The following is a 15,183-nucleotide window of genomic DNA, read 5'->3' as shown; positions in this document are numbered from 1 at the left end:
GATCTCCCGCCGCCGAGCGAGTATGTGTAGGCTAACCAAAGTTGGGGGCGGGAACACTCTGGTTCGGTGGCGTGCGCAGTAGCCGCGCGAGCGAACGGGGCGCCATCGCCGCGGACCGTAACCGGAGGATTTGCGACCTATGGCGCGCAGAGGATTTCAGGGGGCGGTGATGAACGCCATCGGCGTTCGCTATCACACGGCCACCGTACTTGCTACCGAGCAGACCACACCGCGACTGCTGCGGGTGTGGCTCAGCTCGGACACCCTCTTCGACGAGATCACCCTCGAGCCGACCGCGTGGCTGCGGTTCTGGTTCCCGGACCCGGATGGGTCCGAGACCGAATTCCAGCGCGGCTACACCATCGCCGAGGCCGATCATGTGACCGGCCGATTCGCCGTCGACTTCGTGCTGCACGAACCGGCCGGACCGGCCTCGGCCTGGGCGAGCACGGCGAGCGCGGGCGCGACGATCGAAGTGGCATCGCTCGGGTCCAGGGGCTTCCCGATCCCGGAGGATCTGCCCGCGGGCTATCTCCTGATCGGCGATTCGGCGTCGATCCCGGCGATCAACACCGTGCTCGCCGCCGTACCGTCGCATGTGCCGATCGAGGTGTACCTCGAACAGCACGATGCCGAGGACCTGCTCATCCCGCTGACCGAGCATCCGCTGGCCCGCGTGCACTGGGTGCGGCGCGATTCCGAGGAGTCCGTCGCCGCCGCGCTCGAAGCCCGCGACTGGTCGAACTGGTATGGCTGGGCGGGCATGGAATCGAAGTCGCTCAAGCACATTCGCGCCCGGCTCAAGGAGGAATTCGGATTCCCCAAGTCGGAGTTCTATTCTCAGGCGTACTGGATGCACGGCCGTGCCATGGGCAAGGCTCGCAGCAGCGCGGCCGAAACTTCCGCGGCTACTGTCGAAACCCCGATCGATTCCGAAAAGACCGGCCCCGCAACGGTTCCGGCTGCCGCCGCGGCGTCGGCCGCACCGGCCCCCGTGACTCCCGCGCCGCGCGGCAACTGGCGTTCGCAGGCGGGCAGTCGGCTGTTCGCCGACGTGCGCGCCAAGCTGTGGGCGGCGGGCCTGCTGCAGTTGCTCATCACCCTGGTGCAGCTCGCGCCGTTCGTACTGCTGGTGGAATTGGCGCGGGAACTGCTGGGTGCCCGCGACGAGTCCACGCTGTGGTCGCTCGGCCTGTGGGCGCTGTTCCTGCTCGGGCTGGGCACAGTGCTCGAGGCGGCGCTGCAGCTGTGGCTGCACGGTGTCGACGCCCGCTTCAGCCGTGATCTGCGGTCGCGACTGCTGAGCAAGCTGGCGCGCCTGCCGCTGGGCTGGTTCACCGCCCGCGGCTCCGGCAAGATCAACAAGCTGATCACCGGGGACACCCTGTCACTGCACTACCTGGTCACCCACGCGGTCACCGACGCCGTGGCCGCGGTCATCGCCCCGCTGGTCGTCCTCGGCTATCTGTTCTGGGTCGATTGGCGATTGGCGCTGGTCCTGCTGATCCCGGTGCTGGGCTACGTGATCACCATGGCGACGATGATGGCGCAGTCCGGCCCCAAGATCATGCAGTCGCAGCGGTGGGCTGAGCGCATGAACGGCGAGGCCACCTCGTATCTCGACGGCCAGCCGGTGATCCGCGTCTTCGGCGGTGCGGCCGCTTCGCCGTTCCGGCGCAGTCTCGACGAGTACATCGGCTTCCTCGAAGGCTGGCAGCGGCCGTTCGTGGGCAAGAAATCCATGATGGATCTGATCACCCGCCCGGTCACTTTCCTGTGGCTGATCCTCACCGTCGGAACCGCGCTCATCGTGACCGACCGGCTGCAACCGGTGGATCTGCTGCCGTTCCTGTTCCTGGGCACCACCTTCGGATCCCGGCTGCTCGGCATCGGATACGGGCTGGCCGGGCTGCGCGAAGGCCGTGTGGCCGCGCGCAATATCCAGGTGGCCCTGGACGAACCGGAACTCGACGTGCGCGCCGGCGAGCCCGCGGCGGGTGAGCCCGGCCATGTCGTCTTCGACGACGTCACCTTCGGCTACCGGCCGGGTGTGCCGGTCGTCGAGAACGTTTCGCTCACACTGGAACCCGGCACGGTCACCGCGCTGGTCGGTCCCTCCGGAGCGGGCAAGTCGACGCTGGCCGCGCTGCTTGCCCGGTTCCACGATCTCGATCGCGGATCGATCCGGGTCGGCGGGCGCGACATCACCGAATTCACGCCGGACGAGCTCTACACCCGGATCGGATTCGTCTTCCAGGACACCCAGCTGATCCACGGCACGGTGCGCGAGAACATCGCGCTGGCCGTACCCGACGCCGCCGACGCCGCGGTCGAACAGGCCGCACGCGACGCCCAGATCCATGAGCGGATCATGCGCCTGCCGCAGGGCTACGAGACCGTCCTCGGCACCGGCGTCACCCTGTCCGGAGGCGAGAAGCAGCGGCTCACCATCGCGCGCGCACTGCTCGCCGACACCCCGGTGCTGATCCTGGACGAGGCCACCGCCTTCGCCGATCCGGAATCGGAATACCTTGTGCAGCAGGCGATCGACCGGCTCACCGTGGGGCGCACCGTCCTGGTGATCGCGCACCGTCTGCGCACCGTCACCGACGCCGATCGGATCGTGGTGGTCGAGCACGGCCGCATCACCCAGTCGGGCACGCACGACGAACTGCTCGCCGCCGACGGGCGCTACCGGCAGCTGTGGCAGGCCGGAAGCGCATCCGCCGACCTGAAGGAGGCCGTGCGATGACCCGCACGATTCTGCAACTGCTGCCGCCCGAACAGCGTGCCCGGGTGACCGGCTACCTGGGCCTGATCGTCACCTCGACCATCCTGCGCGCCGTCGCGGTGGTGCTGGTGGTGCCGCTGGTGACCGCGCTGTTCGGCGACGACCCCGCCGAGGCCTGGCGCTGGGTGGCCGCGCTGACCGTGGCCGTCGTCGCGGGCTGGGTGGTGGATTCCATCGCCTCGCGGGTCGGCTTCGAACTGGGCTTCGCGATCCTGGATCACGCCCAGCGTGATGTGTCCGCGCAGGTGGCGCGAATTCCGTTGCGCTGGTTCAGCGAGGACAACTCGGCGACCACGCGCCGGGCCATCGCCACCACCGGACCGGATCTGGTCGGCCTGGTCGGCTATCTGGTCACGCCGGTGATCCAGGCGATCCTGCTGCCGGTGGCGATCGGCCTGGCGCTGCTCCCGATCGCCTGGCAGCTCGCGGTGGTGGCGCTGCTGTCGGTGCCGCTGCTGCTGGGCGCGCTGTGGGCCTCGGGCCGGATCACCCGGCACGCCGATCAGGTGGCGGCCGACGCGAACAGCGCGCTCACCGAGCGCATCCTCGAATTCGCCCGCACCCAGGCGGCGCTGCGGGCCGCGCGGCGCGTGGAGCCCGCGCGCAGCCGAACCGGTGCGGCGCTGACCGCGCAGCACGGTGCGACCGTCCGGTTGCTGCTGCTGAACATTCCCGGTCAGGTGCTGTTCAGTCTGGCCAGTCAGATCGCGCTGGTGCTGCTGGCGGGGACCACGGCCTGGCTGGCGGTCCGAGGCACTGTGGGCGCGGCCGAGGCCATCGCGCTCATCGTGGTGGCCGTTCGATTCCTGGAACCCTTTGCCGCACTGGGAGATCTGGCCCCGGCGATCGAAACCAGCCGCAATACGCTGCGCGATATCCGGGCCGTGGTGGACGCTCCCGGGCCGGTCGCGGCGGCATCGGCCACCGAGCAGCCGCTCGGCGAGGTCGCTGCGGTCACGCTGCGGGACGTGCGATTCACCTACGGGGACAACGGTTCCGGGCCGGTGGTTCTGGACGGCCTCGATATCGAATTCCGGTCCGGGGAGATCACAGCCATCGTGGGGCCCTCCGGTTCGGGCAAGAGCACGCTGCTGAGCCTGGTGGCCGGTCTGGAGACGACCACCTCCGGTGCCGTGCGCGTCGGCGAGACAGACCTGGGCACACTCGATGTGGCGCACCGTCCGGCCGGGGCGACCATGGTGTTCCAGCAGCCGTACCTGTTCGCCGGGACGATTCGCGACAATGTGCTGGCGGGCAATCCCGCTGCCACCGCCGAGGAACTCGCCACCGCATTGCGGCTGGCTCGGGTGGACGAGTTCGTGAACCGCCTGCCCGACCGTCTGGACACGCTCGTCGGCGATGCCGGCACGGCGCTGTCCGGCGGTGAGCGCCAGCGGGTTTCGATCGCGCGGGCGCTCATCAAACCCTCCGCGGTGCTGCTCGTGGACGAGGGCACCAGCGCGCTGGACGCCGAAAACGAGGCCGCCGTGGTCACGGCGATCAGCGGTGACCCGCGTGGGCGCACCCGCATCATCGTGACCCACCGCCTGTCCACCATCGCGGGTGCGGACCGGGTGCTGTTCCTGGAAGAGGGCCGCATCGTCGAGGACGGCGGCGTCGCGGAACTCAGGGCTGCCGGTGGGCGGTTCGCCGAATTCTGGGCGCATCAGCAGGACGCGGCCGGGTGGCGGCTGGCCACGGCCGAAAGGAACTGAGCACGACGAGCATTCGGGTTCCGGTACTCGGCGGTTGACCGAGTGCTGGAATCCGGCGCTCAGAGGATCGCGACCGCCACGACCAGACCCAGGGCGAAGTGGGCGGCCGCGACAACCAGTGCCTCGGTGGTGAATTCGGGGTTCTTGAGCACCGCGCCGATATTGATGCCGAAGGCCAGCTCCAGCACGCGCACCGAAATCACCTGAGCCACAATGCCGACCAGGCCGTAGACGCCGGCGGCGATCAACCCCTCGGAGAGCTTGCCCGCCGAGGAGTAGATGGCCAGCACCACGATGAACGCCATGCTGAGCATGCCCGCCGCGCTCACGATGACGGCGTTGGGGAGGCCGCGCGCGACCATGCCGCGCAGGCTGCCGGGGGTGGTCAGGTCGACGGCGTAGAAGCCGATGAGCATGAGCACCAGGCCGACCAGGCAGTACAGGAGGATGGCGCCGACGCCACGGCCGAGCGAGCTCCAGTACCCGGCTTCGAGGGCGAGGGTGGTGGTCATCGAGTTGTCCTCCGGGGTGGGTGTCAGGGGATCAGGGCTGGGGGATGCGGTGCGGGACGAAGGCGGCGCCGTCGTCGGTGATCAGGCCCGCGGTTTCGCGGATACCGAGTCCGGCGGAGGTGTCGCCGACGATCCAGGCGCCCAGCACCGGGCGCATCCCGTCGAATTCCGGTAGCGGGTCCAGCAGTTGGTATACGAAGCCTTCCGCGCCGTAGACGCCGCCGGTGGCGGTTTCCAGGCCCGCGCCGACGATGCTCATATTCGCGCCCTCGCGGCCGAGCTTCGGTTTGCGGATGTATTCGGTGAGCTCGTGCGGATCGTCCAGGTAGGCGGGCAGCAGGTTCGGATGCCCGGGGTACATCTCCCACAGGACGGCCAGGATGGCCTTGTTGGACAGCAGGGTCTTCCAGAGCGGTTCCAGCCACATGGTCTGCGGCAGGGACTGGACGACGCGCTTGCCGAAGTCGTCGTCGAGCACCCACTCCCACGGGTACAGCTTGAAGATCGACTCGATGGGCGCTTCCTCGAGATCGACGAAACGTTCCAGCTCCGTGTCGAATCCGACCTCTTCGATGGGCAGCGCGACGGTGTCGAATCCGGCTTCGGCGGCGGTCTCCTGCAGGTACGCGGTGGTGACATTGTCCTCACCGGTGGCATCCGATCCCGACCAGGTGAAGTGCAGTTCGGTCTTGGGCAGGGTGTCGCGCAGTTCGGTCCAGCGTTCGACGAGCTTCTCGTGCAACGAATTCCACTGATCGTCGTCCGGGTGCGTGTCGGTGAGCCAGTGCCACTGCACGATTGCCGCCTCCAGCAGGGAGGTGGGCGTATCGGCGTTGTACTCCAGCAGTTTCGCCGGGCCGCGACCGTCGTAGCGCAGGTCGAAGCGGCCGTAGACGTGCGGGTCCGAGCGTCGCCAGGAATTGGCGATGTGCTCCCAACTCCATTGCGGCAGACCGAAATCGGCGAAGCGTTCGGTGGTGATCACCTGTTCGACGGCGTGCAGGCACATGGTGTGCAGGACTTCGACCTGGGCTTCGAGCGACAGGATCTCGTCCATGTCGAACTCGTAGTGCACGGACTCGTCCCAGTACGGGCGCGGCTGGCCGCTGGCGTCGCGGCCGGGCTTGCCGTACACCAGCCCCTGGTTCTCGACGGTCTGCTGCCAGCCGGGGCGCGGCGTACCGCGCTTGCGCCGCATTACGAGCCACCGCCGGATTTGGAGCCGAGGCCGCCGCGCTGGATCACGGTGCCGCTGGTGGTTTTGATGTTCGCGCCCTTGGGTTTCACCGTCGTGCCGCCCTTGGGGGCGGAGCCGACGGTGTTGCCGCTGCCGCCGTAGTAGTAGCGGTACTGACTGCCGCTGTAGATGAAGATGCCGCCGTGCCCGCCGGAACCGCTCGAGGCGCCGGCCTTCTGGCAGTAGTCGTCGTCGACGATGATTTCCTGGTCGTCCCGGGTGGCGGTGACGGTTTTACCCGGCGCGACCGTGACGACCTGACCCGTGTCGGCGATGATCGTGCAGTAGGCGGTCACATCGGGTGCGCGCAGCGCCTTGTACGCCAGGTAGCCGCCGCCGACCAGACCGGCCACGCCCACGATGGCGACGCCGCCGATGAGCAGCTTCTTCCGCTTCTTCTTCTGCGCCGCTTCGGCATCGGCTTCGGCGCGGGCCTGTTCCTCGGCGCGCTTGCGGGCCTTGTCGCGGGCGCGGGCCTCGGCGACCGTGGGCGGACGCGGGGTGGTGACGCCGGGTTCCTGCTGGCGCATCGAACCGCGCTGCGGTTGCTGCGGGTCGACGGGCGCGGGTAGCGGCGGCGTGCCGGGCTGCACCGGGGGCGCGGGGAAGCCGGGCACGGGCTCGGTGGGCCCGGAAGGCATTGCCGTCAACCGGGATTCGTCTTCTTCCGGACGGCGGTTCGGGTCGTCGGACGGGCCGCCGGGTCGTTCATCGGTCAACGCGCGACTCCTCGAACTCTCCGCCCACTAACGCTCCTCGAATCCTGTCATGCCGCCCTGCGCGGCGCCCCAGTCTTCCACAACAAGGTCCACGCGCCCAGGAGTATCACCCGAACGCAGCAGCGTGAGCAAGGTTTCGCATTTTTCGCGCGCCCCCTCGGCCACCACGTGCACCCGTCCGTCGCGATGATTGCGGGCATATCCGGTGAGTCCGAGTTCCAGTGCGCGTGACCGCGTCCACCAGCGGAATCCGACCCCCTGCACCTGCCCGTGCACCCACGCGCCGAGCCGGATCGGCGCGCTCATCACTCGTCGATCTTGAAGGTCAAATTCACCTTCGTGCCCGCCTTGAGCGTCCGCCCCACGGTGCACACCCGGTCGATGGACCGCTGCGCCGCCACCAGCACCCGCTCCCGGGTCTCCGCGTCCAGCTCGCTCAAATCGAGCTCGAACGACTCGGTCAGCTCCGGATAGATCTCGTTCTCCCGATCGGCATCCCCCGACACCCGCACCGTGGCATCGAAGTTCTCCCCGAGCTTGCGCGACAACGTGAAATCCGCACTGAGCCCCGTGCACCCGGCCAGCGCGATCTTCAACAACTCGCCCGGCGTGAACGCCCCCGGCACCCCCGCCGACGCGATGAACACCTCACCACCCCGGTTGTTACGCCCGGTATAAGCCCGGTTCCCGGTACGTTCGGCCCACAGTTCCACCGGTTCAGCGGCGGCGGCGGGAGCGGAGTTCTGCGGTGCGGCGGTCTGTTCGGACATGACCAAGATCCTGCCATTTCGTCTCGGGCGGCCCCGCGTAGGTGCCGGTCTGCATGAGCTGGGATAAGAACCCCGCTGCCCGCCCTCACATTCCCGTCAGCTCGCGCACCGCCGCGTCGACCTCGGCGTGCGCCGCCGCGGCGGTGGTGTGCCCGAGTACGACATGCTGGGTGAGGCCGTCGACCAGCAGTTGGAGGCGTCGAGCGGTGGGCGCTATGACGACGTCGTCGCGGATCTCGCCGGTGCTTCGCCCGAACTCGAGCAGCCAGACGATCAGATCCAGGGTGTCGGCCAATGCGGTCCGGATGACCTCGGCGAATTCGGCGCGGGTGGCGGCGTGGGAGACGAAGGCGAGCCACACCCGGGCGGCGACCCGCTGATCCGGATCGGCGAAGACCAGTTCCTGCAGCGTCACCGTCAGCAGCGTCCGCGCCGATTTCGGTTCGGGGGAGGTTTCGATCCGCGCGGTCGCCCGCTGCTTGATCTGTGCGGAGAGGTGATCGAGCGCGCACCGCAGCATCCCGTCCTTGGAGAAGGCGCGCTGCACCGCCCCCATGGAAACCCCTGCGCGGTCGGCGGTTTCGCGCAGGGTGGCGGCTTCGATGCCGCGTTCGGCGATCAGCTCGCAGACCGCCCGGGCGATCTCGGAGCGGCGGGCGTCGTGGTCCACCTGTCGGGGCATGCGGGCTCATCCTCGTTGCCGATGGGAGATCATCCTCGGTACCGATGCATCTGCATCGGAACAAAGAATAGTCTCCTTTCGAACCGATGCAGATGCATCGGAACCGCGAGAGGGGATGGGTATGGCTTCCACACGCACCGAATCGGCGCACAACACCTGGTGGATTGTGGCCGTGATTCTGCTGGTGCAGGGCTTCGGCTCGGCTGTCACCGAACTGGTCCGGCATTCCTCGTTCGGCGTGTCCGGCATCCTGGTCGGCCTCGGCGCACCGACCTGGGTGTCCTGGCCGATCGGAGTCGCGGGCCTCGGACTCGCGGTCTGGCTCATCGCCGGCTGGAGCAAGAAATGACCCTGCGCCGACTGGCGACGGCCGGCTGCGCGCTGCTGCTGATCACCGCTTGTGCAGCCGAAAGCTCCACGGCCACTGAGGAACCGGTGGTCGCAACCGCCGCAGGTGACTTGCGCGGCCGTCTGAACGCCGAGGGGCACCGGCAGTTCACCGCGGTGCCCTACGCGCAACCACCGGTAGGTGCGCTGCGCTGGCAACCACCCCGACCGGCACTGCCCTGGAACGGAATTCGCGACGCCACCCGGCCCACCCCGGGCTGCCTCCAGCCACCCGGGGAGACTTCGGCGACGGACCTGGGGGAGGACTGCCTCTACCTGAACGTCACCGCACCCGCCCGAGTGGATTCGGACCACCCCGCACCGGTTCTGGTGTGGATCCACGGCGGGGGCGGCTACTCCGGTGCCGGCGCGGATTACACACCCCGCCAATTCGTTTCGCGTGGCGTCGTGGTCGTCACGATCAATTACCGCCTCGGCGCCTTCGGATTCTTCGCCCATCCCGCCTTCGCCGACAGCGGCGGCAACCTCGGCCTCCAGGATCAAGCCCTGGCCCTGCGCTGGGTGCGCGACAACATTGCCGACTTCGGCGGCGACGCGGCCAATGTGACCGTCGCGGGCGAGTCCTACGGCGGATTCAGCGTCTGCGCACACCTGACCATGCCCGCCTCACGGGATCTGTTCGACCGCGCGATCATCCAGAGCGGCTCCTGCGCCACCCGCTGGCCCGCGGGCTCGCTGTTCGCGAGCTCGCCACCGTTCGCCCCGTATCGTTCTCGCACCGCCAACGAGCCCGTAGCCGTCCAGGCGGCCATCGACCTCGGCTGTCCCGATCCGGCGACGGCGGCCGAATGCCTGCGGGCGGTCCCGGCCGGGCAGGTGCGGCAACTGTGGCCGAACTTCACCACCATCACCTACGAAACCCCCACGGTCCCAACGAATCCGATCGATGCGCTACAAGCAGGCGCATTCACCCACGTGCCCGTCCTGATCGGTGAGGTGGCCAATGGTCATTCCCGCTGGATCGCCGCGATGGAAACCGAGGGACCTCCCATCACCGCCGCGTCCTACCGTGCGGCCCTGGAAACAGCATTCGGCGACAACGCCACCACCGTCGCATCCTCCTACCCCCTCGACGCCTACCAGGCGCCCGCCGCAGCCTTGTCGGCCGTGTTCTCCGACCACAGCTGGACCTGCGCGACCCACACCGCCGCGGCCGCACCGTCCACTCGAATCCCCGTCTACACCTACGAATTCGACGACCCGACCACCCCCGCCCCAATCCCGTATCCCGCAACGCTACCCACCGGCTCAGCCCACGGTGCCGAACTCACCTACCTGTTCGACATCAGCCCCGCACCCGGCCCGGTCGCCCCCGCCTCCACCCCCTTGGCCTCCGCCATGGCCGACTACTGGACTCGCTTCCTGCGCACCGGCGATCCCAACGACCCCGCCCTGCCCGCATGGCCCCGCACCACCCCCGACCATCCGCAGACCCTGCGACTCGCCCCTGCGGCGATCACGACGATCGACCTCGCAGCCACCCGCCACTGCGACCTGTGGCGCTGATCGATCCGGGTTGCAGAGAAGTCTTTGCAAAGGATTTTCTGCAACTCATGGTTGATGAGGTGACGCCCAGGCGGATTACTGATCCCGCCGCGCTTCGTGCGCTGGCGCATCCGCTGCGGCAGCGGATTCTGCGTGCGCTCGCGGAGAATGGGCCGGCGACATCTACGGCGCTCGGGGCTGTGCTGGGGGAGAACACCGGGGCAACGAGTTATCACCTGCGGCAGTTGGCTGAGCACGGGTTCATCGAGGAGGCGCCGGAGCTGGCCAAGGGGAAGGAGCGGTGGTGGCGGTCGCCGCCGAATGATCTGCGCTTCCGGATGGATCGGGAAACCTCGCCGGAGGTGCGGGAATTGATGGAGGGGCTGTTCGCGCAGCATATTGCCGAGGATGTCGAGATGTTCCGGCGGTTCGAGGCCGAGCGTGGTGAGCTCGGTGAGTGGGCGGATGTGATGCCGTTCTCGCGGGGGGCGGTGTATGCGACGCCTGCGGAGTTGGAGGAGTTCTTCGAAGACTATTTGAAGCTGCTCAAGGGTTTTCAGGCCAAGCATGGCCGGGCTCGTCCGGGGACCCGTCGGGTGCTGACCCGTTTTCTGGCCTTCCCGGCGCCCACCGCCACGTCGGCCGAGTAGGACCATGATGCTTTCGATCCTTCGACGTCTCGCGGTGTTCGCCATCATGCTCGCCGCTCTCTGCTGTGCGATGCCGACGGCCTACGCGCAGGCGGGTGTCACCACTGTGGATATCACTGTCACCCGTGGTGACGGCAGCACGACGAACGGCACGGTGCACGCGCCGGTGGGCGCCACCGGACGCGCCGGTGTCGTGCTCGTGCACGGGTCGGGCGATGGCCGGAGTGCACAGTATGCGCAGGTCGCCGACGCCTTCGCGCGCGCGGGCATCGTCGCGCTGCGCTATGACAAGCGCACCGAGGGATATACGCCGGCGCACCGCGACTACTCGCTGCTGGCCGATGACGCGCTGGCAGGTGTTGCCGCACTGCGGAATCGACCGGAAGCCGACCCCGCGCGAGTCGGTCTGTGGGGGTTGTCCGAGGGCGGATGGGTTGCGCCGCTGGCGGCTTCGCGGTCGGCCGACGCCGCGTTCCTGATCACCGTCGGTGCGAACTCGGGTCCTCCGGCGGCGCAGCAGATGTGGGCCGACGAGACCAGGTTCGCCGAGGCGGGCGTGCGCGGATCGATGATCGATGTGCTGGCGCGCAACGGGATTCGCCAGCTGGTCGGGGCGGGGCAGTTCGCGCAGGCCGACTATGACCCGATTCCGGTGCTGGAGCGGATCGCGCAGCCGGTGCTGGCCATCTGGGGTGATCTGGATCGGCTGACCCCGCCGGGGGACAGTCTGCGGGGCTTTCAGGCCGCCTTCGACCGGATGGGGAAGACGAACTACGCGCTGGTCACCCTGTCGGGCGCCGAGCATGCCGCGCACCAGACCACCGACGGCTTCGACAGATTGCCCGAACTGGCACCGGGATACGCCGAGCTCATGGGTGACTGGGTGAACGCGCTCCCCGGTTCGGCTACTCCGGCGCGGGCGGATCAACCTGCGGCACAAGGGCATTCAGTGAGTATCCTGAAGCCTCTGAGCCGGTGGGAGTCGCCCGCGGTGAACCTGGCGCTGCTGGGCGGGATCGTGCTCGCCTGCACAGGCTATGCCCTGGCCGGCTTCGTGCGGACCTGGCGTTTGCCGAATCCGCGTCCCGCGCAAGTACTTCTGGCTGCGGCGATGATCGGAATCATCGGCGCCGTCGTCCAGCTCGGCTACATCCTCATGACCCGCGCCACATCGTTCGGCCCCCTGCTGTTCGGCCGCACCCTGCCGTGGCTCGCCCTGCAATCGGTCGCGGTCTGCGCGGTCATAGCGCTGGGCTTTGTCCTCGCGCGCAGCCGCCGCACACTGACCGGAGCAACCACGGGCGCGCGGATCCGATGGGCGCTATTGGTCTGCGGTGGAACCGGATTCGCACTCTGGGCGATCTATTGGGGCCTGCTGCTCCCGTGAACGTCAGTGCGATTCCGGTCCACCTGCCCGGCACGGACTACGACATCGCAGTCACCCTGGGCTCAACGCACGACGGCGGCGATTGCTCTCGGGGTGAGTTCGGCGAGGGTGGGGGAGACCAGGGTGGCCAGGGCGAGGGCGTCGGGAGCCGGTGGGTAGCGGGGGTGGGGGACGGCGATGACGGTCATGCCGGCTGCGGCGGCGGAGCGGAGGCCGTTGCTGGAATCCTCGATGGCGGCGCAGTTTTCCGGGGTGATGCCGAGGAGGGCGGCTACGGCGAGGTAGCCGTCGGGGGCTGGTTTGCCTCGGTCCACCTCTTCGGTGGAGACCGTGGAGTGGAAGAGGGCGGTGACGCCCATGTGGTCGAGGACCACGTCGATGAGGCGGCGGGGGGAGGAGCTGGCGAGGCCGAGGGGGTATTCCTTGGCGCAGGTGTGGACCGTTTCCACGGCGTCGGGCATGAGGGGGAGGTGGTCGGCGTAGCGGGCGCTCATGCGGTCGATGACGTCGGTGGCCACTTCCTCGGGGGTGCGCCGGCCGTCTAATAGGTCTTTGCTGAGGTAGGCGGCCCATTCGCCGGTGCTCATGCCCATCAGGCGGTCCTGGGTGTCGGGGAGCCAGCGTCCGCCGAGATCGTCGATGTAGCCGCGGCGGACCTCCTCCCAGACGGGTTCGGTGTCGATCAGTACGCCATCCATGTCGAACACGATCGCCTCGAGTGCCATAGGTCCATGGTGATCGATGAGTGGGCGGGAGTGCAGCAGGGGGTGGGGTGACGTGTCAGTGCGGATGGTCGGCGGAAGGGGCGGGGGCGCTCAGGCGGGCGGTGAGGAGGTCGACGCCGGGGCCGGTGAGGTGGGCGAAACCGGCTGGGCGGCCGGTGATTACGAGTAGCAGTGCGAGGATGGGGCCGCGGATTTCGGAGCCCGCGCCGTACTGCCAGGGGACGTCGGTGGCGATCAGGTGCAGGCCGTCGAGGCTGTGGCGGTTCCAGACTGGCCAGCCGACTTCTACGGCGCGGTCCGCACCCGCCGCCGCGGCCTCGGGGTCACGGAGATGGTGCGGCCCAAGGGAATTGCCATGTCCTGGGCGTGCACCATGGTGTCGAAGAGGATATTGCGGTAGTTGGTGAGCGCGGGAAGCGTGCGCGAGGAGGCGTTGCCGAGAGCGGACATGCCGAGATCACGCCCGCGCAGGGCCGATTGGCGGGGCAGATCGGCCCGGAGGGCACCCGCCTCACCGAACTGGCCGACCGCGCGCAGATCACCAAACAGACGGCCAGTTTCCTGATCGACCAGCTGGAACGGGCCGGGGCCGTCGAACGCGTGCCGGATCCCAGCGACGGCCGCGCCCGGCTCATCCGGCTGTCGGCGCGCGGGCAGGAGATGGCCGACTACGCGAATAAGATCGCCGCGCAGGTCGAACAGGAGTGGGCCGAACACCTGGGCGCCCGCCGCATGGGCCACCTGCGGGAGGCGCTGAACCGGCTGCGGGAGATCACCGACCCCTATGCCTGACTGACGCGATGTCCATTCACTGAGACATTGTCGGTGAACCGCGGTCCACACGGCGTGCGATGGCTACCGTCCGAAGCGGAAGCCGAACACCCGCAAGTGAATACCGAGGTGGGCCGTGAGCGCGGTCATGGATATCTACGATCCGGAACTCTACGTGGACGGTCCGATCCACGAGATCTTCGCCGACCTGCGCCGGACCCAGCCGGTGTACTGGCAGGACATGCCCGGTGAACCCGGCTACTGGGCGATCCTCACGCATGCCGATGTGGCGCACGTCGCGCGCAATCCGCTGCTGTTCTCGGCCGAGACCGGGGGCGTGGTGCTGGAGAACCAGTCGCCCGAACGCCTGGAGATGCAGCGGAACATGCTGCTCATGATGGATCCGCCCCGGCACACCGAATACCGGAAACCCTTGGCGGAGCACTTCAAAGCGCGCGTCATGGGCGAACTCGAAGACCGGGTGCGGGAACTGACCGCCCTGCTGCTGGACGGCGTGGACGGTGAGGTCGAATTCGTGCACGATGTGGCCGGGGTGCTGCCCAGCCAGGTGGTGGGCGGGCTGTTCGGCATCCCCGCGCAGGACTGGCCGAATATCCGGCAGTGGGCCGAACAGACCACCAGCCAGCAGGATCCGGATCTGGTCGGCGATTTCGACGCCACCGCCGAGATCACCAAGATGGCGATCTACGCCATCCAGTTCGCCATGCGGCGCCGCACCGAGGAACCGCGGGCCGATCTCACCTCGTTGATCCTGGCCGGCGAGTTCGGTGGAAAAGCCATGTCCGACATCGAGTTCGGGAGCTTCTTCACCCAGCTGGTCACGGCGGGCAACGACACCACCAAAACCATGCTGTCGTCGGGACTGCACCTGCTGCTGGATCACCCGGAGCAGCTGCGGGCGCTGCGGTCGGACCCCGCCCTGATTCCCGGTGCGGTGGAGGAGATCCTGCGTTTCGCCAATCCGCTGCACTACTTCCGCCGCACCGCCACCGCCGACACCGAGATCCGGGGCGTCCCGATCAAGGCCGGGGACAAGGTGGCCATGTGGTACACCTCGGCCAATCGCGACGAGGCCGTGTTCACCGAGCCGCAGCGTTTCGATATCCGCCGAAACCCCAACCCGCACCTGTCCTTCGGCCTCGCCCAGCACTACTGCCTGGGCGTGCACCTGGCGCGGCTGGAGGGCCGCGTCTTCTTCGAGGAACTACTGCGCCGGTTCCCGCGCATCGAGCAGATCGGCGAGGCTCGCCGCATCCGGTCCAATCTCAACAACGGACTGAAATCCCTGCCGATCCTGCTGTCGCGCTGAG

General features: G+C 68.4%; 16 protein-coding genes. 8 read left to right on the top strand and 8 right to left on the bottom strand.

Annotated elements, in window-relative coordinates; translation table 11 throughout:
- Positions 1-169 precede the first annotated feature (169 nt).
- Both JK358_RS32655 and JK358_RS32650 read left to right on the top strand, forming a co-directional pair.
- Positions 170-2,752 carry an ABC transporter ATP-binding protein/permease gene (locus tag JK358_RS32655; protein ID WP_269811955.1) on the top strand — a complete coding sequence of 861 codons (2,583 nt, stop codon included), beginning with the start codon at positions 170-172 and terminating at the stop codon, positions 2,750-2,752.
- The gene (locus JK358_RS32650) at positions 2,749-4,506 is read left to right on the top strand and encodes an ABC transporter ATP-binding protein (RefSeq protein WP_201955028.1); all 1,758 of its coding nucleotides are present in this window, start codon (positions 2,749-2,751) and stop codon (positions 4,504-4,506) included. The genes JK358_RS32655 and JK358_RS32650 overlap by 4 nt, the downstream gene beginning before the upstream one ends.
- Before the next feature lie 59 nt (positions 4,507-4,565).
- Here the strand turns inward: JK358_RS32650 and JK358_RS32645 are convergent, their stop codons facing one another.
- From JK358_RS32645 to JK358_RS32620, 6 genes are all read right to left on the bottom strand, one after another.
- Positions 4,566-5,018, bottom strand: a complete 453-nt coding sequence (locus JK358_RS32645) for a DUF350 domain-containing protein (RefSeq protein WP_201955027.1) — start codon at positions 5,016-5,018, stop codon at positions 4,566-4,568.
- 31 nt (positions 5,019-5,049) lie between these two features.
- Positions 5,050-6,216, bottom strand: a complete 1,167-nt coding sequence (locus tag JK358_RS32640; RefSeq protein WP_201955026.1) for a glutathionylspermidine synthase family protein — start codon at positions 6,214-6,216, stop codon at positions 5,050-5,052.
- On the bottom strand, positions 6,216-6,974 hold the full coding sequence (locus tag JK358_RS32635) for a hypothetical protein (RefSeq protein WP_232852272.1): 759 nt from the start codon (positions 6,972-6,974) through the stop codon (positions 6,216-6,218). Before JK358_RS32635 ends, JK358_RS32640 begins: the two co-directional genes overlap by 1 nt.
- 27 nt (positions 6,975-7,001) lie before the next feature.
- Positions 7,002-7,280 (bottom strand): acylphosphatase, encoded by a 279-nt coding sequence (locus tag JK358_RS32630; protein ID WP_201955025.1) that lies wholly within the window; start codon positions 7,278-7,280, stop codon positions 7,002-7,004.
- On the bottom strand, positions 7,280-7,744 hold the full coding sequence (locus JK358_RS32625) for an OsmC family protein (RefSeq protein WP_201955024.1): 465 nt from the start codon (positions 7,742-7,744) through the stop codon (positions 7,280-7,282). The genes JK358_RS32630 and JK358_RS32625 overlap by 1 nt, the downstream gene beginning before the upstream one ends.
- 85 nt (positions 7,745-7,829) lie before the next feature.
- A complete protein-coding gene (locus JK358_RS32620) occupies positions 7,830-8,426 on the bottom strand; it encodes a TetR/AcrR family transcriptional regulator (RefSeq protein WP_201955023.1) in 597 nt (198 codons plus the stop codon).
- A 121-nt stretch (positions 8,427-8,547) separates the two neighbouring features.
- On the opposite strand from JK358_RS32620, the gene JK358_RS32615 reads away from it, so the two are divergent.
- From JK358_RS32615 to JK358_RS32600, 4 genes are read left to right on the top strand one after another with little or no spacing between them, the layout of a single operon-like run.
- A complete protein-coding gene (locus tag JK358_RS32615; protein ID WP_201955022.1) occupies positions 8,548-8,775 on the top strand; it encodes a hypothetical protein in 228 nt (75 codons plus the stop codon).
- Positions 8,772-10,340 carry a carboxylesterase/lipase family protein gene (locus JK358_RS32610; protein WP_201955021.1) on the top strand — a complete coding sequence of 523 codons (1,569 nt, stop codon included), beginning with the start codon at positions 8,772-8,774 and terminating at the stop codon, positions 10,338-10,340. Before JK358_RS32615 ends, JK358_RS32610 begins: the two co-directional genes overlap by 4 nt.
- Positions 10,331-10,969: an ArsR/SmtB family transcription factor gene (locus JK358_RS32605; RefSeq protein ID WP_201955020.1), complete on the top strand. Its 639-nt coding sequence runs from the start codon at positions 10,331-10,333 to the stop codon at positions 10,967-10,969. Before JK358_RS32610 ends, JK358_RS32605 begins: the two co-directional genes overlap by 10 nt.
- Positions 10,970-10,973: 4 nt before the next feature.
- Positions 10,974-12,356, top strand: a complete 1,383-nt coding sequence (locus JK358_RS32600; RefSeq protein ID WP_201955019.1) for an alpha/beta hydrolase family protein — start codon at positions 10,974-10,976, stop codon at positions 12,354-12,356.
- Positions 12,357-12,418: 62 nt separating this feature from the next.
- Here JK358_RS32600 and JK358_RS32595 read toward each other — a convergent pair whose 3' ends face one another.
- Complete coding sequence (locus JK358_RS32595; RefSeq protein ID WP_201955018.1) at positions 12,419-13,081, bottom strand: HAD family hydrolase; 663 nt, start codon at positions 13,079-13,081, stop codon at positions 12,419-12,421.
- 285 nt (positions 13,082-13,366) lie between these two features.
- Positions 13,367-13,531, bottom strand: a complete 165-nt coding sequence (locus JK358_RS39600) for a hypothetical protein (protein ID WP_232852271.1) — start codon at positions 13,529-13,531, stop codon at positions 13,367-13,369.
- Between JK358_RS39600 and JK358_RS32590 the strand changes: the two genes are divergently transcribed.
- Together JK358_RS32590 and JK358_RS40505 are read left to right on the top strand one after the other, a co-directional pair.
- Positions 13,472-13,873, top strand: a complete 402-nt coding sequence (locus JK358_RS32590; RefSeq protein WP_372440772.1) for a MarR family winged helix-turn-helix transcriptional regulator — start codon at positions 13,472-13,474, stop codon at positions 13,871-13,873. The genes JK358_RS39600 and JK358_RS32590 overlap by 60 nt on opposite strands.
- Positions 13,874-13,988: 115 nt before the next feature.
- On the top strand, positions 13,989-15,182 hold the full coding sequence (locus JK358_RS40505) for a cytochrome P450 (RefSeq protein ID WP_201955017.1): 1,194 nt from the start codon (positions 13,989-13,991) through the stop codon (positions 15,180-15,182).
- Position 15,183 lies beyond the last annotated feature (1 nt).

The sequence above is a fragment of the Nocardia acididurans genome (assembly GCF_016741815.1).
Taxonomy (GTDB): domain Bacteria; phylum Actinomycetota; class Actinomycetes; order Mycobacteriales; family Mycobacteriaceae; genus Nocardia; species Nocardia acididurans.
The sequence above is the reverse complement of the archived record's forward strand: the minus strand, read 5'-3'. Positions and strand labels throughout refer to the sequence as shown.